Here is a 15564-nt window from a genome sequence, read left to right on the forward strand (position 1 = left end):
TCGATATGGACCGGCCCGGCGCCCGTTCAGCGTTGCGCCAGGCCGGGCTTGCGCAGGTGGCCCCGCTCGAACCATGACCCCGACGCCACCGCGGTCAGGATGATCAGGCCATATAGGCACATGGCGGCCGCGGCGATCAGGAAGAACAGCGTCAGCGATCCGCTCAGGCGCAGCGCCACGCCGCCGATGCCCGCGCCCACCGCCAGGCGCAGGAAGCCGGCCCACAGCGGCCATTTCAGGCGTCCCGCGCCCTGCGAGGCGAAGTACATCGAGAATCCCAGCGCGAAGAAACCGTACACCGGGCCGACGATGCGCAGATAGGCGCTGCCGGCTTCGAGCATGTGGTCCTCGGCGCCGAACAGGCGCAGCCAGACTTCGGGAAACAGCGCCGCCGCCAGGCCGAGCGCCTCGGCCAGCGCGAACGCCATCGCGCCGCCCGTGAGCGCCACGCGCAGGGCGCGTTCCGGCTGGCCCGCGCCGATGTTGGATCCGACCATCGCCACCATCGGCGCGCCCAGGCCGAACGCCAGCGGCATCATCAGGTATTCCAGCCGCACCGCGATGCCGTAGCCGGCCACCGCGGCGGTGCCGGCATAGGCGCCCACCAGCGCCGCCGTCAGCGCCACCAGGCCGTTGGTGAGCAGCGGGTTGAGCGTGGCCAGCGCGCCGACGCTGAGGATGTTGCGCATCAGGCTCAGGTGCAGGCGGCAGCGGGTCAGGCGCGCGGCGTTGCGGCCGCTCAGGCAATAGCCGCCCAGCACCAGCGTGCCGACGGCGTAGTAGGTGACCAGCGCCCAGCCGCCGCCGGCCACGCCCAGCGCCGGGAACGGGCCCCAGCCGAAGATCAGGCACGGCGACAGCGGCACCAGCAGCAGCGCGCCGCCGCAGATCACCGCGCCGGGCACCAGCATGTTGCCGGTGCCGCGGATGACGCTGGCGAATGCGTTCATCAGCCACATCAGCACGATGCCGCCGAAGATGACGTTGGAATAGGCCAGCGCCGCCTCCAGCGCGGCGCCCTCGGCGCCGAGCGCGCGGTACAGCAGCGGCCCGAAGGCCAGCAGCAGCACGCAGAACAGCAGGCCCAGCGCGGCGTTCAGCACCACCGCGTGCAGCACCAGCTGGTCGGCTTCCTGCTGCCGGCCCGCGCCCAGCGTGCGCGCCACCGCGGCGGAGATGCCGCCGCCCATGGCGCCCTGCGACATGTTTTGCATCAGCATCAGCACCGGCACCACCAGCGCCACGCCGGCCAGCACCGGCGTGCCCAGCCGCGCCAGGAACCAGGTCTCGATCAGGCCGGTGGCCGACTGCGCCAGCATCATCAGGATATTGGGCCACGCCAACCGGGCCAGCGTGGGGGCGATCGGCGCGTGCAGCATGGCCTGCAGGCGGGCGTTGGCGGGGCGGGGCGCGGAAGAGGCGGACATGGCGGAACGGCCGGAGGGGGAGTCCGCGAAATTTACGTGCATATGCCAATATCTGTCAAGATTGCGCTAGACTCGAATCCGGCGCGGCAGTAGCGTTATGGGCTTGCCCGGGGCCTCTTTCCTGGCAGGCCCGGCGCGCGCCGCCGTTGCGTACCTTTTTCCTCTGCCGTCCGAAGCCATCATGCCCGACGCCGATTCCTCCTCCATTCCCCAGGACCCGCTGATCTGCAACGGCGCCGCGCTGCGCAAGGCGACCCGGCGCGTCTCGCAGTTGTACGACACAGTGCTCGCGCCCTGCGGCCTGAAGGTGTCGCAGCACTCGATCCTGGTGCACATCGCCCGCGCCGGTTCGCCGTCCATGACGGACCTGGCGCGCGCCATGGTGCTGGATCGTTCCGCGCTGGCCCACAACCTCAAGCCGCTCGAGCGCGATGGCTACGTCCACATGGCGCGCGACGAGCGCGACGGCCGCAGCCGCCGCGTGGCGCTGACCGAGGCCGGCCGCGACAAGCTGGCCGAATCCAGGCGCCTGTGGAAAGATGCGCAGCGCCGCTTCGAGGCCGCCTACGGCGCGGAGCGGGCCGCCGCCTTGCGGATCTCCCTGGCGGACATCTTCTCCGACGAATTCGCGCTGGCGTTCAGCCGCGGCTAGCGCGCGCGGCCCAGCACCAGCACCGCGCCCAGCACGCAGGCCATGCCCGTCAGCTGGCTGGCCGACAGCGCTTCGCCCAGCAGCAGCGCGGCCAGCAGGACGGCCGAGACCGGCGCGATCGCGGTGAACAGCGCGGCGTCCGAACCGCTGACGCGCTCCGCGCCGGCGTACCACAGCACGAAGCCGCCCACGGTCGGGATCAACGCGTAGTACGCCACGGCGAGCAGCGCGTCCAGCGGCACCGGCTGTGTCCACGGCGCTTCGGCCAGGGCCGCCGGCAGGCACACCGCCAGGCCGATGGCGACCATCAGCGTCGACAGCGCCAGCGGCGGCACCGGCACGCGCAGCCGCTTGTGCAGCAGGATGAACAAGCCCTCGCACAGCACCGCGCCCAGCACCAGCGCGTTGCCCGACAACGTGCCGCCACCCTGCGCCACGCCGCTGCGGGTCATCAGCCAGACGCCGGCCGCCGCCACCACGATGGCCAGCAGCGTCGCCTTGCCGGGCCGCTCGCCCAGCAGGGCGATGGCGATGCCGGCCGACACCAGCGGCAGGGTGCCCAGGATCACGCCGCCGTCCACGGCCGACGTGCGTTGCAGGCCGGCGATCAGCAGCGTGGTGTAGCCGACGCTGCCGGCGATGGCCTGCGCCGCCAGCAGCAGCCAGTCGCGCCAGGCCAGGCGCGGCAGGCGCGCGCCGGCCAACCGCCACAGCAGGGCGAAGCAGGGTAGCGCCAGGGCGAAACGCAGGGCGGTGGCGCTGAACGGCGGCAGGCCGGCCGCGATGATCTTGCTGGCGACGACGGTGCTGCCGACCAGCGCCATGGCGGCGGCCAGGCAGCAATAGCCTTGCAGGGTGCGATTCATGAGGAGACGGCTCGCGGCGATGAACGGGAAGGCCGCAGCGTAGGCGCGGACGGGAGCCGCGGTCTTGAACGAAATTGCGCGGCGCGGATTCAGCCGGCGGCGGCCTGCGCGTAGCGGCCGGGCGACACGCCGTAGGCGCGCGTGAACAGCCGGGTCATGTGGCTCTGGTCGGCAAAGCCGGCGGCGGCGGCCGCGTCGGCCAGCGCCATGCCCTGGCGCAGCAGGCGGCGCGCCAGCAGCAGGCGCCGCTGCACCTGGTAGGCATGGGGCGTCATGCCGGTGGCGCGGCTGAAGCCGCGCAGCACCTGGAAGCGGCTCAGGCCGGCGGCCTGGGCCAGGTCCGCCAGGGTCAGCGCGGCGGCGGGCGCGTCGTCGATCAGGGCGAGGGCGTGGCGAATGACGGCGGGCGCGCCGCCGCCGGCCGGCTCGCGCCGCGCCAGGCCGCCGGCGCGCGCCAGCACCCGCGCCAGCAGCACGTCGCGCGCCAGCGCGTCGCCGCCCGCCACGGCCAGCGCGTACAGCGCCAGCAGGTCCGCCGCCAGCGCCGGGGCGTCCATCACCGGATGCGTGAATTCGAAGCCGCCGGCGGCCGGCAGCGCGTCGGCCGCGCCGGCCACCACCGCGGGATCCAGGTACAGCATCTGCCAGGCGCGTTCGCCGCCGATGGGCGCGCCGTCATGCACCTCGCCGGGGTTGACGGTGATGACGTGGCCCGGTCCGGCCTCGACCTGGCCGCGGCCGCTGTGCGAGACCTGCGCGCCCTGGCGGATCACGCCGATGCCGTACTGGTCGTGCGTGTGCCGCGCGAAGGCCCGCCCGCTGCGCGCGGCCACGGCCTGCACGCCGGCAAGGGCGCTGCGCGACATGACGAACTGGCTGGCATGCATGGCATGGCTCCTGGTGGGGCGGGGTCAGGCCCGCCCGCCGCGGCTGAAGACCTCGCGCAGCGCCGCCGCGAACAGGGCGTCGACATTGCGGCGCAGGCCGTCGGCGCGGGTGAACAGCGAGATCGGCGGCAAGGTCCAGTCGAAAGAATACGGCACGATCGCCGCGCCGGCGATGCGCACCAGCTCGTCGGCGATGTCGGCCGGCAGGATCGACACGGCGCGGTCGCTGGCGACGATCATCTCGCCGATCAGCTTGGACGAATCGCTTTGCACCGAAGGCGTCGGCGGCGCCAGCCCGGCGCGCAGGAAGATGTCGGCCACCTGTTCGCGGATCGGGCTGTCCGGCGTGCCCAGGATCCAGTCCAGGTCGGCCAGCATGTTCCATTCCAGCCGCGTGCGGCCCAGCCGCGCCGCCAGCCGGCGGCTGGCGATCAGGCGCGGCGGCTGGTGGTACAGCACCTCGAAGTCGATCTGGCCCAGGTCCACCGACGGCGTGGCCCAGCCCACCACCACGTCCAGCGTGTGGTCGCGCAGCTGCCGCAGCAGCGCGGGGCCCTGGCCCTCGTGGATGGTGGCGGTGATGCCGCGCCCCTGCGGCATGGTGCGGGCGATGGCGGCCGACAGCATCTGCCCCGAGACGAACGGAATCACCCCGATGTGCAAGTGGGCGGCGTGGCCGGCGGCCACGGCCTCCATTTCCTGCACCAGGTGGCCCAGGTCGTGGACCAGCGCGCGGGCCCGCGCCAGCACCACCGCGCCCAGCGGCGTGGGCGTCATGCCGCGCACCGAACGCTCGAACAGCGGCACGTCGAACATGCTCTCGAGTTCGGCCAGCGCGTTGGTCACGGCGGGCTGGCTGGTGGCCATGTGCTCGGCCACCCGCGTCAGCGAGCCGTGCTGCTCGATCTGCAGCAGCAGCATCAGGTGGCGCATCTTCAGCCGCGAGGTCAGTTTGCGGATGACCTCGTCCGGGGAAAACGGCGTCATAGACAAGTCATAAGAAAAAAGTAATGTGACAATATTAAATCTGAATGAACACCTTATGCCTGCGGCCCTAGAATTTTCCCTATTCAAGACTAGGAGGCGCCGCCCCATGAATTCGCAAGCAGACCGCCAGGCCGCTCTGGACTACCACGAGTTTCCCACCCCGGGAAAGATCTCCGTCGTGGCGTCCAAGCCGCTCACCAACCAGCGTGACCTGGCCCTGGCGTACTCGCCCGGCGTGGCGGCGGCCTGCGAAGAAATCGTGACGGATCCGGCCAACGTGTTCCGCTACACCGGCCGCGGCAACCTGGTTGGCGTGATCTCCAACGGCACCGCGGTGCTGGGCCTGGGCAACATCGGCGCGCTGGCCTCCAAGCCGGTGATGGAAGGCAAGGCGGTGCTGTTCAAGAAGTTCGCCGGCCTGGACGTGTTCGACATCGAGATCAACGAGACCGACCCGGACAAGCTGGTCGAGATCATCGCCGGCCTGGAGCCCACTTTCGGTGGCATCAACCTCGAAGACATCAAGGCGCCGGAATGCTTCACCGTCGAGCGCAAGCTGCGCGAACGCATGAAGATCCCCGTCTTCCATGACGACCAGCACGGCACCGCCATCACCGTTTCGGCCGCTTTCATCAACGGCCTGAAGGTCGTCGGCAAGCAGATCGACAAGGTCAAGGTCGTCACGTCCGGCGCCGGCGCGGCCGCGCTGGCCTGCCTGGACCTGATGGTGGACCTGGGCCTGCCGCTGGAAAACATCTGGGTCACCGACATCGAAGGCGTGGTCTACGAAGGCCGCACCGTGCTGATGGATCCGGACAAGGCGCGCTTCACGCAGAAGACAGATGCCCGCAAGCTGGCCGAAGTGATCGACGGCGCGGACGTGTTCCTGGGCCTGTCGGCCGGCGGCGTGCTTAAGCCCGAGATGGTGGCCAAGATGGGTCCGCGTCCGCTGATCCTGGCGCTGGCCAACCCCACGCCGGAAATCCTGCCGGAAGTGGCGCACGGCGTGCGCGACGACGTCGTCATGGCGACCGGCCGTTCGGACTACCCGAACCAGGTCAACAACGTGCTGTGCTTCCCGTACATCTTCCGCGGCGCGCTGGACGTGGGCGCCACGACCATCACCCGCGAGATGGAAAAGGCGGCGGTGTACGCCATCGCCGAGCTGGCCGAGGAAGAGCAGAACGAAGTGGTGGCGGCCGCCTACGGCACCTACGACATCTCGTTCGGCCCCGAATACCTGATTCCCAAGCCGTTCGATCCGCGCCTGATCGTGCGCATCGCGCCGGCGGTGGCCAAGGCCGCCATGGAAGGCGGCGTGGCCACGCGTCCGCTGGCCGACTTGGAAGCCTACGAAGAGCAGCTGCAGCAGTTCGTGTACCACTCCGGCGCCTTCATGAAGCCGCTGTTTTCGGCCGCCAAGCGCATCGTGCGCAACGGCGGGAAATCGCGCATCGTCTTCACCGAGGGCGAAGACGAACGCGTGCTGCGCGCCGTGCAGGTCATCGTCGACGAAGGCGTGGCGCGCCCGATCCTGGTGGGCCGTCCCGCCGTGCTGCTGTCGCGCATCGAGAAGTTCGGCCTGCGCCTGCGCCTGGGCGAGGACGTCGAAGTCACCAACCCGGAATACGACGAGCGCTTCCACCAGTACTGGACCACCTACTGGGAACTGATGTGCCGCCGCGGCATCACCAAGGAAATGGCGCGCGTCGAAATGCGCCGCCGCCTGACGCTGATCGGCGCGATGATGGTGCACCTGGGCGACGCCGACGGCATGGTCTGCGGCACGGTTGGCGCCTATCACGACCACCTGCGCTTCGTCGATGAAGTGATCGGCCGCCGCCCCGGCGCCAACGTCTACGCCGCCATGAACATCCTGCTGCTCAACGAGCGCACGGTGGTGCTGGTGGACACGCACGTCAACGACGAGCCGAGCGCCGAGCAGATCGCCGAGTTCACCATCGCCGCCGCCCGCGAAGTGGGCCGCATGTTCCTGGCGCCGAAGGTGGCGCTGCTGTCGCGCTCGAACTTCGGCTCGGGCAGCTCGGCCTCCGGCGCCAAGATGCGCCGCGCACTGGAGCTGGTGCGCGAAGCCGCGCCGGAACTGGAGATCGACGGCGAGATGCACGGCGACTGCGCGCTGGACGAGGCGCTGCGCCTGCGCATCCTGCCGTCCTCGACGCTCAAGGGCGAGGCCAACCTGCTGGTGTGCCCGAACGTGGACGCCGGCAACATCGCCTACAACCTGCTCAAGACGGCGGCGGGCGGCAACGTGGCGGTCGGCCCGATCCTGCTGGGCGCCAACGCGCCGGTGCACATCCTGACCTCCAGCTCGACCGTGCGCCGCATCATCAACATGACGGCCCTGACGGTGCTTGACGCCAACCGCGTCGAAGCCTGACCGGCGCGGTCCCACGGGGCCGCACGGCAAAACGCCCGCTTCATCGCATGATGAAGCGGGCGTTTTTCATGGCGCCGGCGCGGCGGGCGCGGAGCTTAGTTGGCGCTGGCCTTCCAGGTGCCGTCGGGCTGCTTGCAGAACCAGAACTTCCAGGTTTCGGTGGTGCTGGTGCGCGCGAAATCGCCTTCCAGCAGGCGGCAGGTGCGGTCGCCCGACGTGCTGGTCTGCAGCGGCGTGATCTTGGCGGTGATCGGCGCGGCCTTGCGCTTGGGCGTGCTCGACCAGGTGACGCTCTGGCCATCGGCGGTGTTGTTCAGCGCGTTCGCGACCGCCTGGTGGAACGCCGGCTTGTCGGCCTTGGAGATCTGCGTGATGAGGGCGTTGTTCAGCATGACGGCGGGCGCCGCCAGGGCCGGACCGGCGGTGATGCCGGCGGCGAGCGCGAAAGCGATGAGACGGATGGTTTTCATTGCGGACTCCCTCGTTGTTGTCGGGCTGCACGGGCAGCCTATTGATCGTCAGGTCCGATGGTACGCGAAGCGTCCGCTTCTTGTCTCGATCCGCCCGCGGCGTGGCCGCGAGGCTTGCGCGCACGCAAAAAAAGCCGCCCGGCAGGGGCGGCCAAGGTACAACAAGGGGAGGGGTAAATCAGTCAGCGCGGCCTCAGTTGGCGCGGTGGTACGCGCCCGAGAACGGCATGTCGTTGGGTTCGACGTTCGAGACCTGGCCGGCGGCCTTGGCGGCGGCCAGGTCGGCTTCCACCTGGGCGCGCGTCACGCCGGATTGGGGCGCGCCGTACACGCCCTGGAACGGCACGTCGTTGGGTTCGACGTTCGAGACCTGACCGGCGGCCTTGGCGGCAGCCAGTTCGGCCTGCACCTGGGCGCGGGTCGGGCCCTCGTAGGGGGTGCCGTAGACGCCCTGGAAGGGCACGTTGTTGGGTTCGATGTTCTGCGAGGCGGAAGCGCCGGCGCTCAGGGCGGCCAGGGACATCAGCAGGGCGGTGGCAAGGGTCTTTTTCATGGTGAATCTCCGAGTTCAGAAGCCGGGGAGCGAAGCGGCGGCCTATCCGTCGTGTTTCGTTGTTGTTTCCCGATGGCTCTATAGTGCGCGCGATCGAACTAGGGATAAACCCGTATATCGGTAAAAGATTTTTCCATAAATGGAAAGAATGCGTTATTTCTAGATAATAGTCGCCATCAATGGCAACGATAGCCGGCCTTCCTGTGCGAAAAAGGCAGCGGAATTGGCGGGATCGGGAGGGCAGGACGGCTGGGCGGTGCGCCAGCGGCCTTGGGGGAAGGCGGGACGGCCGCGGGCCGTCCCGGACCGTGCTCGGCGCTCAGTAGTGCGGCGGCAGTTCGTCGCGCAGGCTGCGGAACGGCGCCGCGCCCTCGGGCGCCTGCTGGCGCAGGTCGGCCACTTCGCGCTGCAGGCGGTCGATCTGCTGCTGCTGGCGCACGATGATCTGGTTCAGCTGTTCCAGCAGGTCGTCGGCGAAACTGGCCTTGACCTCCAGGTCCAGCAGCCGGCGTTCGATGTCTTGCGAGTTTTCCATGGGAGTATTAGAACCCATTCCCCCGAGTCCCGTGCGCAAGGAGCCCCGCATGACCGACCGACGACGCCGGCGTGGCCCGATGGCCCGACCTATCCTGCACAGCCTGCTGGGCATGGCGCCGGCGGTCGCGGCGATGGCGGCTGAACCGCAGCCGCCGCAGACGGCGCCGGTGGTGGTCAGCGGCACCCGCATCGGCCTCTCGCCGCTCGAAACGCCCGCCTCGGTGGACATCGTCGAGGGCGCCGCGATGCGTCGCGGCCAGCCGGGCATCAACCTGTCCGAAGGCCTGGCCGGCGTGCCGGGCTTGCAGATCCAGAACCGGCAGAACTACGCCCAGGACCTGCAACTGTCCAGTCGCGGCTTCGGCGCGCGTTCCACCTTCGGCGTGCGCGGGGTGCGGCTGTACGTGGACGGCATTCCCGCGACCATGCCCGACGGGCAGGGGCAGACCTCGAACATCGACATCGGCTCGCTCGACCGGGTCGAGGTGCTGCGCGGGCCGTACTCCGCGCTGTACGGCAACTCGTCGGGCGGCGTGATCCTGGCCTACACCGAAGACGGCGCCGTGCCATCCGCCATCGGCGCCTCGGCCTGGGCCGGCGGCGACCACACCTGGCGCTATGGCGCCAAGGCCTCCGGCGCGTCGGGCGGCATGGACTACGTGCTGGACCTGTCGCGCATGACCACCGACGGCTACCGCGATCACAGCGCGGCGCGCAAGAACCTGGGCAACGCCAAGCTGGGCGTGCAGCTGGACGACGCGAGCCGGCTCACGATCGTGGCCAACAGCGTCGACCTGACGGCCCAGGATCCGCTCGGCCTGACCTACGCGCAATTCCAGGACGCGCCGCGCAGCGCCGACCTGGCCGCGCAGTACGACACCCGCAAGACCGTGCGCCAGACCCAGGGCGGGCTGGTCTACGAGCGCCACGTCGACGGCGCCAACACGTTGCGCCTGATGCTGTACTACGGCCAGCGCGACACCACGCAGTTCCAGGCCATCCCGCCCGCGGCGCAGGCGGCGCCGACCCAGGCGGGCGGCGTGATCGACCTGCGCCGCCGCTATGGCGGCGCGGACCTGCGCTGGACTTCGGAACTGGGGCCGACGCAACGGCCGCTGACGCTCGTCGGCGGCTTCTCGTACGACACGATGCGCGAGGCCCGCAAAGGCTACCAGAACTACACCGGCGACGGCGCCAGCCGCCAGCTCGGCGTGCAGGGCGCCTTGCGGCGCGACGAGACCAACACGGTCTACAACGCCGACCCCTACCTGCAGGCCTCGTGGCGCGTGGCGCCGCGCTGGACGCTCGATGCCGGCCTGCGCTACAGCACGGTGGCGTTCCGCTCGCGCGACCACTACATCGCGCCCGGCAATGGCGACGACAGCGGCGATGCGCGCTACCGCCGCGCGCTGCCGGTGGCCGCGGTGCGCTACCAGCCCGATGCCCGCACCAGCCTGTACGCCTCCTATGGCCGCGGCTTCGAAACGCCCACGCTCAATGAACTGTCGTACCGGCCGGGCGGCCTGCCGGGCTTGAACTTCGGGCTGGCGCCCGCGCTCAGCGACAACGCCGAAGCCGGGCTGAAGACGGACCTGGCCGGCGGGCAGCTGACGGCCGCCGTGTTCCGCGTCTCGACGCGCGACGAGATCGTGTCGGCCGGCAGCACGGGCGGGCGCGCCACCTTCCGCAACGCCGGGCGCACGCGCCGCGACGGCGTCGAACTGGGCTGGTCGGCCGGCTTCGCCGGCCACGGGCGCGCGCAACTGGCCTACACCTGGCTGGATGCGCGCTATCGCGATGACGCCGGCGGCGCCATCCGCGCCGGCCACCGCATTCCGGGCATCGCGCGCCAGTCGGCCTACGCCGCCCTGGGCTGGGCGCCGCCGCAGGGCTGGCAGGCGGGCATCGAAGCCCGCTATCTGAGCCGGCTCTACGCCGACGACGCCAATGCCGCCGCGGCGCCCGGCTACGTGGTGGCCGCGTTGTCAGCGGGCTATATCAGCCGCATCGGCGATTGGGAGCTGAACGCCTACGCCCGCGTCGACAACCTGTTCGACCGGCGCTACGCCGGTTCGGTCATCGTCAACGAGAGCAACGGCCGCTACTACGAACCGGCGCCGGGGCGCGGCCTGGGTGTGGGGTTGGGCGCTACGTATCGCTATTGAATCGGCATCGCGGCGAGGCCGCAATGTAGGACGGATATCCGGGGGGAGCCGCTGGTCCGAACGTTAGAATGATTTTTGCATTTGGCGCATTCGACGCGGCCGGAGAGGTGAATCGTGATAGGCAGTGCGAGGGCCTGGCGGGCCGTGTGGAAAGGGGGGCTGGCCATCGCCTGCCTGGCGTTGCCCGCATGGGCCCACGCGCAAAGCGCCACGGGGTGCCAGCTGCTCTCCGGCGGCGACTCCGTGACGTTCAACGTGCCGCCAGCCGTCAACCTTTCCTCCAGCAACGCGCCCATCAGCGGACGGATCCTGTATATCAGCCATCCGTACGAATTCCAGTACCGCTGTACCAACAGTTCCCCCTTTCCCCAACGGGTGGCGCTGACGGTGCTTGGCGACTACACGCCAGTCAGGCAGGCCATGCGCGATGCATCGCTCAGGCTGGATATCGTCAACGATGGCGACATGATCAACATGTGGAACCCCGATCCCGAGGTCCTGGGCGGCAGACTTACAACGACGATCCGTGAACCCTACATCGGAGACACTGGAATACGAAGCGCGTACATCGTCCTGATTCTGTCCTCGGCCAAGCGGGTCAACACGCCGCTGCGTGTCTTCCTGCCGCCGACATCGGCGTTCAAGCTGATCGCGGACGAATGGGCGGCGGGCTCTCCCGGCATCTTCCTGAACACCACCGCCTCGCGCTTCCAGTACATTCCGGTCTGCGTCGGGGACGTCAGCGTCGACAACGTGGTGCGGTTCGATCCCGTGCTGACGACCGTCAGCTACAACGGCAAGCTGCCGCAGTCCAAGCCCTTCAACGTGATAACGCGCATCAACCAGCCGGCGTGCGCGGGCGTCGACGCGCTGGTCAAGCCGCCATCGACCAGCAACCCGCTGGATGAATTCCTCCTGCGGCTGGCAGTGTCGTTCCAGCTGCAAAGCGGCGGGCGGATCGATATCGATGACGAGTCCCTCATCCTGACGAATGCTGCCGGCCAGGAGAACGGCCTGAAACTGCGCATCACCAACGCCAGCGGCCAGAGCGTCAAGCTGGGCCCCGTCTCGCTGGATGACCATGGCGTGCCTCATGGCTACTACCGCAACAATCTTGCCGGCTCGTTGCATGGCTCCACGCTGTCGTTGACGCAGCAGTACACCGCGCATCTCGAACGCCAGCCCGGCACTGTCCTGAGGACCGGGCAGTACAGCGCGCAGATGCTGGTCAAGTTCCACTACTTCTGAAGCGCTGCCTGTGCGGGTGCCGCCTCAGTGCGCGGCGCCTTCGCCGTAGCAGAACGCATGGTCTTCACAGGCCGCGCAGCCGGGCGCTGCAGCCACGGGCAGGCCGGCATGTTCACAGGCCGAATACGCCAGGAATTTCTTCCAGCGCAGGTTGCCGGTGTTGCGCGCCACCAGGCCCGGGTAGTGCCGCGTCAGCAGCGCGGTGACATCCTCGCGGCCGTCCAGGCCGAGATCGCGCCACAGGTGGTCCGGCCGCAGGCAGGCGTGCGCCAGCACGCTGGTGACCCAGGCCGTCGTCGGGGCTGATCCTTTGCAGGCATCCAGCAGCACGCGCAGCAGCCGGGTGAAATCCGCTTGCGGGCTGGCCAGGCCGCGCGCCGCGTAGGCCAGCAGTTGCGCCCGCAGGTCGGCGTAGACCGGCGCGGAACCGGCCTGGGCGCCGGGAAACAGGTTCACCAGCACCTCGGCCAGTTCGGCCGGCGACAGGCCGGTGCGGGCCAGGTCGCGGTGCGCCAGGCTCTTGCCGATCACCGTGGCGAAAAAGCGGGCGTCGGGATGGTCGGGCGCGGCCTGCTCCAGCAGGCTACAGGTCAGGGCATCGATGTCCCGGGCGGGCGGGACGGCGGTCAGGACGGCTTCCATGGCGGTCAACGGCGGGCAAGGTTCGAAGTAATCGTTATATGCCGAAATATATAACGAAGGGGGGATGACCCTGTCTGCGATGTGTCAAACCCGGCGGGTTCGGGCGGGGGGGACAAACGGGGCGGTATCATCGGCCGGCTTCCCATCACAGGTTCACGCGATGCCCCGTCTTGCCCCTCTTGCGGTTCCCCGCCATCTCGGCGCCGTCGCGCTGGCGCTGGCCAGCCTGTTCGCCATGAGCGCGCCGCCGCCCGCCGCCGCTCACGATATCGGCGCCGTCATCGAGGCCATGCGGCTGGGCCGCTATCCGCTGCACGAACCCGAACGCCGCGTCTGGGGCTCGGAAAACGCCAAGGACGCGTTGCTGGTGGGGCAGGTGGAGAACCGGCTGTTTCTGTACCGCTACCTGCGCCAGGGCGGCGCGGGCACGCCCTCCGAGCTGGTATTCCGCTCGCGGCCGCTGGCGATCGACCCGGCTGCCTGGAATCCGGCGCGCGCGGAAAACGTCATTGTCTGGACGCCGCGCGACGGGCAGGGGTTCTATTGGGTGACCTACACCTATCCCGATGCCGATGGCCGGCAGGCCGACGGTTTCCTGGTGGACGATGACGGCGCCGTGATCACGGTGCGCGCCGACGCCGCCCGGCTGGTGGCGACGGCCGACCGGCCCTGGGATGACGCGCGCCGCGCCCGGGCGCTGGCCACGCTCAAGCTCGCGCTGGCGGGGTATCCGAACCGCCTGCCGGCGTTTCCCGCCGAGGCGCGGTTCGAGACGCGGGATCCGGTCGATGCGACCGCGGCCTTTCGCGCCCTGCACCAGGCGGTGCGCGGCATCCCGCGCGCCAGGACGGCCGATTTCAACCGGGCCTTCGCCGACCTGCGCCGCTTCGTGCTGGAGCAGGACTACCGCGAGATCGATCCGCAGGGCAAGGACGCCGAGGTGCTCACGGCCCTGAACGACTACGGTTTCTGGCTGGCCGAGGCCGGCGACGCGGCCGAGGCCGAGCGGGTGCTGGGCGAGGTGCTGCGCCGCGACCCTGCGCGCACGCCGGCCTACCTGAATCGCGCCGACGCGCGCATCAAGCTGCGCGACCGCCAGCGTGACCAGCGCGACTTCCACGAAGCGCGGGCGCAGGAAGACTTCCGCCAATATTGCTCGCGCAGGCTGGCGGCGGGCGAGACGATCCCGACGAACGTGGCCGCGCGCATCGGCGCGGCGCTGGGCGCCAGGACGCTCGACGCGGCGGCGTGCCGGCCGCGGCTGGTGATTTTCGAGGCGATCCGCTCGGGCGACCTGAACGCCGTGCGCGCCGAACTGGCGCAGGGCCAGGACCCGAATGGCGTCAACGAGTACGGCGTGTCGGCGCTGAGCGTCGCCACGTACAACCGGCAGCTGGAGATGGTGCGGGCGTTGCTGGCGGCGGGCGCCAGGGTCGACGGCCCCAATCGCGGCGCGCCGCTGCTGGCCTCGGCCCTGCCGGAGGCGCGCGACACCCGGCCGGCCGCCGAGCGCTATGCGCTGGCCGACACGCTGATCGCCGCGGGCGCCTCGCTGGAGGCGGTCGACTCCAACGGCACGCCGCTGCTGCTGCGCCGCGTCTCGTACTCCGCCGAGGACAAGGACACGCTCGACTACCTGCTGGCCAAGGGCGCCGATCCGAACGGCCGCGAGAAAAGCGGCCGCTCGGTGCTGCACGCGGCCATGGGCAGTCCGTCGAAATTCTGGTTCGCGGACAAGCTGCTGGCCAGGGGGGCGGACATCAATGCCGCCTATATCCGCATGTACTACGGCGCCCAGGCCATGTGGGAAACGCCGTTGCTGGAAGCGCTGCGCGAATCGCCCAGCGGCGATCTCACGCCGCAGACCGTGTATCCGGTGTCCGAGCGCGTGGCGTTCGCGCTGGCCAAGGGGGCCGACCCGGCCGTGGGCGGCTATGGACCGAAAGCGGGGCAGCAGCGCGCCGGGCTGGACGAAGCCCTGAGCCTGGCGGCGCGGCAGATGTCGCCCGAACTGGTGGACCGGCTGGCGCAGGCCGCCGCCGGCAAGCCGCGCGCGCCGCTGACGGCGGCGCCGCTGTCGAGCCTGCTGCGGCAATGGAACGAGGTCGAGCGCCGCGCCGGCGCAGCCGACGGCGCGCAGTGGGGCGCGCTGCGGGCGCGGCTGCGCGCCACCGCCGAACGGCTGCTGGCGGCGGGCGCGCCGCTGGCCTACGAAGGCAACGACAGCGGCGCGTCGGACCGGTATGTGGCGCCCCTGTCGCTGCCCTGGCTGCCCGACGATCTGTACCTGGCCTGGCTGCAGGCGGGCGCCAATCCGTCGGATCGCAGCGACGGGCAACTGCGGCTGCGGGGCGTGGTGGACGCCGACGCCCTGCCGCTGGTCATCATGCTGCGGCTGGGCAACGACGCCAAGGCGCGCATGCTGCTGGAGCATGGCGCCGGCATGTACGCTACGCCCGCGCGCTGCGGCATGGCGGTGGCGGACATGCTGGCCTGGCGCCTGAGCGACAACGGGCCGCTCGGCCCGGCCGCCGCGCGCGCCTTGCAGCAGGTGCTGGAGGGCGCGGCCAAGGCGCCGGCCTGCGACCTGGAGCAGGGCGCGCGGGTGCAGCCGTACGTCGGGGTCCGCGCCGACACGCTGGCGCAGCGCGCCGGCGTGACGCTGACGGTGAAAGCGCCGCACTGAGCCGCGGGATCCCCCAAAAAAAACAGGCGCCTCGCGGCGCCTG

The 15564-nt window shown here is 70.2% G+C and carries 13 protein-coding genes; 5 read left to right on the forward strand and 8 right to left on the reverse strand.

Annotated elements, in window-relative coordinates; translation table 11 throughout:
• Nucleotides 1-26: 26 nt before the first annotated feature.
• The gene (locus AC1HFW_RS26805; protein ID WP_479285803.1) at nt 27-1427 is read right to left on the reverse strand and encodes an MATE family efflux transporter; all 1401 of its coding nucleotides are present in this window, start codon (nt 1425-1427) and stop codon (nt 27-29) included.
• 181 nt (nt 1428-1608) lie between these two features.
• Here AC1HFW_RS26805 and AC1HFW_RS26810 point away from each other — a divergent pair, with 181 nt between their 5' ends.
• Entirely contained in the window at nt 1609-2079 is a 471-nt protein-coding gene (locus AC1HFW_RS26810) for a MarR family winged helix-turn-helix transcriptional regulator (RefSeq protein ID WP_241069152.1), read from the forward strand.
• On the opposite strand, the gene AC1HFW_RS26815 is transcribed toward AC1HFW_RS26810, so the two are convergent.
• The 3 genes from AC1HFW_RS26815 to AC1HFW_RS26825 all read right to left on the reverse strand — a co-directional run bounded on the left by AC1HFW_RS26815 (nt 2076) and on the right by AC1HFW_RS26825 (nt 4819).
• A complete protein-coding gene (locus AC1HFW_RS26815; RefSeq protein WP_479285804.1) occupies nt 2076-2945 on the reverse strand; it encodes a DMT family transporter in 870 nt (289 codons plus the stop codon). The two genes, AC1HFW_RS26810 and AC1HFW_RS26815, sit on opposite strands and share 4 nt — an antisense overlap.
• Before the next feature lie 89 nt (nt 2946-3034).
• Nucleotides 3035-3832 (reverse strand): AraC family transcriptional regulator, encoded by a 798-nt coding sequence (locus AC1HFW_RS26820; RefSeq protein ID WP_061073528.1) that lies wholly within the window; start codon nt 3830-3832, stop codon nt 3035-3037.
• A 24-nt stretch (nt 3833-3856) separates the two neighbouring features.
• A complete protein-coding gene (locus AC1HFW_RS26825; protein ID WP_116521910.1) occupies nt 3857-4819 on the reverse strand; it encodes a LysR substrate-binding domain-containing protein in 963 nt (320 codons plus the stop codon).
• A 106-nt stretch (nt 4820-4925) separates the two neighbouring features.
• Here AC1HFW_RS26825 and AC1HFW_RS26830 point away from each other — a divergent pair, with 106 nt between their 5' ends.
• Nucleotides 4926-7220, forward strand: coding sequence for an NADP-dependent malic enzyme (locus AC1HFW_RS26830; RefSeq protein WP_006391021.1), 2295 nt, complete (start codon nt 4926-4928; stop codon nt 7218-7220).
• 95 nt (nt 7221-7315) lie between these two features.
• On the opposite strand, the gene AC1HFW_RS26835 is transcribed toward AC1HFW_RS26830, so the two are convergent.
• The 3 genes from AC1HFW_RS26835 to AC1HFW_RS26845 all read right to left on the reverse strand — a co-directional run bounded on the left by AC1HFW_RS26835 (nt 7316) and on the right by AC1HFW_RS26845 (nt 8778).
• Complete coding sequence (locus AC1HFW_RS26835) at nt 7316-7690, reverse strand: hypothetical protein (protein WP_006391020.1); 375 nt, start codon at nt 7688-7690, stop codon at nt 7316-7318.
• Between the two features lie 193 nt (nt 7691-7883).
• Nucleotides 7884-8243 (reverse strand): DUF4148 domain-containing protein, encoded by a 360-nt coding sequence (locus AC1HFW_RS26840; RefSeq protein ID WP_479285806.1) that lies wholly within the window; start codon nt 8241-8243, stop codon nt 7884-7886.
• A gap of 319 nt (nt 8244-8562) precedes the next feature.
• A complete protein-coding gene (locus tag AC1HFW_RS26845; protein WP_006391018.1) occupies nt 8563-8778 on the reverse strand; it encodes a SlyX family protein in 216 nt (71 codons plus the stop codon).
• A 79-nt stretch (nt 8779-8857) separates the two neighbouring features.
• On the opposite strand from AC1HFW_RS26845, the gene AC1HFW_RS26850 reads away from it, so the two are divergent.
• Both AC1HFW_RS26850 and AC1HFW_RS26855 read left to right on the forward strand, forming a co-directional pair.
• Nucleotides 8858-10945, forward strand: a complete 2088-nt coding sequence (locus AC1HFW_RS26850; RefSeq protein ID WP_479286562.1) for a TonB-dependent receptor domain-containing protein — start codon at nt 8858-8860, stop codon at nt 10943-10945.
• 114 nt (nt 10946-11059) lie between these two features.
• Nucleotides 11060-12193, forward strand: coding sequence for a hypothetical protein (locus tag AC1HFW_RS26855; protein ID WP_479285807.1), 1134 nt, complete (start codon nt 11060-11062; stop codon nt 12191-12193).
• Nucleotides 12194-12217: 24 nt separating this feature from the next.
• Here the strand turns inward: AC1HFW_RS26855 and AC1HFW_RS26860 are convergent, their stop codons facing one another.
• A complete protein-coding gene (locus AC1HFW_RS26860; protein WP_479285809.1) occupies nt 12218-12835 on the reverse strand; it encodes a nitrogen fixation protein NifQ in 618 nt (205 codons plus the stop codon).
• Nucleotides 12836-12995: 160 nt separating this feature from the next.
• On the opposite strand from AC1HFW_RS26860, the gene AC1HFW_RS26865 reads away from it, so the two are divergent.
• Nucleotides 12996-15521: an ankyrin repeat domain-containing protein gene (locus AC1HFW_RS26865; protein ID WP_479285810.1), complete on the forward strand. Its 2526-nt coding sequence runs from the start codon at nt 12996-12998 to the stop codon at nt 15519-15521.
• The last annotated feature ends 43 nt before the right edge of the window (nt 15522-15564 follow it).

The organism is Achromobacter sp. ISS7 (assembly GCF_056523125.1).

What these genes read in the sequence shown, in the direction of transcription:
- AC1HFW_RS26805 (WP_479285803.1), bottom strand. Translation starts at nt 1,427, where the DNA reads ATGTCCGCCTCTTCCGCGCCCCGCCCCGCCAACGCCCGCCTGCAGGCC.
- AC1HFW_RS26810 (WP_241069152.1), top strand. Translation starts at nt 1,609, where the DNA reads ATGCCCGACGCCGATTCCTCCTCCATTCCCCAGGACCCGCTGATCTGC.
- AC1HFW_RS26815 (WP_479285804.1), bottom strand. Translation starts at nt 2,945, where the DNA reads ATGAATCGCACCCTGCAAGGCTATTGCTGCCTGGCCGCCGCCATGGCG.
- AC1HFW_RS26820 (WP_061073528.1), bottom strand. Translation starts at nt 3,832, where the DNA reads ATGCATGCCAGCCAGTTCGTCATGTCGCGCAGCGCCCTTGCCGGCGTG.
- AC1HFW_RS26825 (WP_116521910.1), bottom strand. Translation starts at nt 4,819, where the DNA reads ATGACGCCGTTTTCCCCGGACGAGGTCATCCGCAAACTGACCTCGCGG.
- AC1HFW_RS26830 (WP_006391021.1), top strand. Translation starts at nt 4,926, where the DNA reads ATGAATTCGCAAGCAGACCGCCAGGCCGCTCTGGACTACCACGAGTTT.
- AC1HFW_RS26835 (WP_006391020.1), bottom strand. Translation starts at nt 7,690, where the DNA reads ATGAAAACCATCCGTCTCATCGCTTTCGCGCTCGCCGCCGGCATCACC.
- AC1HFW_RS26840 (WP_479285806.1), bottom strand. Translation starts at nt 8,243, where the DNA reads ATGAAAAAGACCCTTGCCACCGCCCTGCTGATGTCCCTGGCCGCCCTG.
- AC1HFW_RS26845 (WP_006391018.1), bottom strand. Translation starts at nt 8,778, where the DNA reads ATGGAAAACTCGCAAGACATCGAACGCCGGCTGCTGGACCTGGAGGTC.
- AC1HFW_RS26850 (WP_479286562.1), top strand. Translation starts at nt 8,858, where the DNA reads ATGGCCCGACCTATCCTGCACAGCCTGCTGGGCATGGCGCCGGCGGTC.
- AC1HFW_RS26860 (WP_479285809.1), bottom strand. Translation starts at nt 12,835, where the DNA reads ATGGAAGCCGTCCTGACCGCCGTCCCGCCCGCCCGGGACATCGATGCC.
- AC1HFW_RS26865 (WP_479285810.1), top strand. Translation starts at nt 12,996, where the DNA reads ATGCCCCGTCTTGCCCCTCTTGCGGTTCCCCGCCATCTCGGCGCCGTC.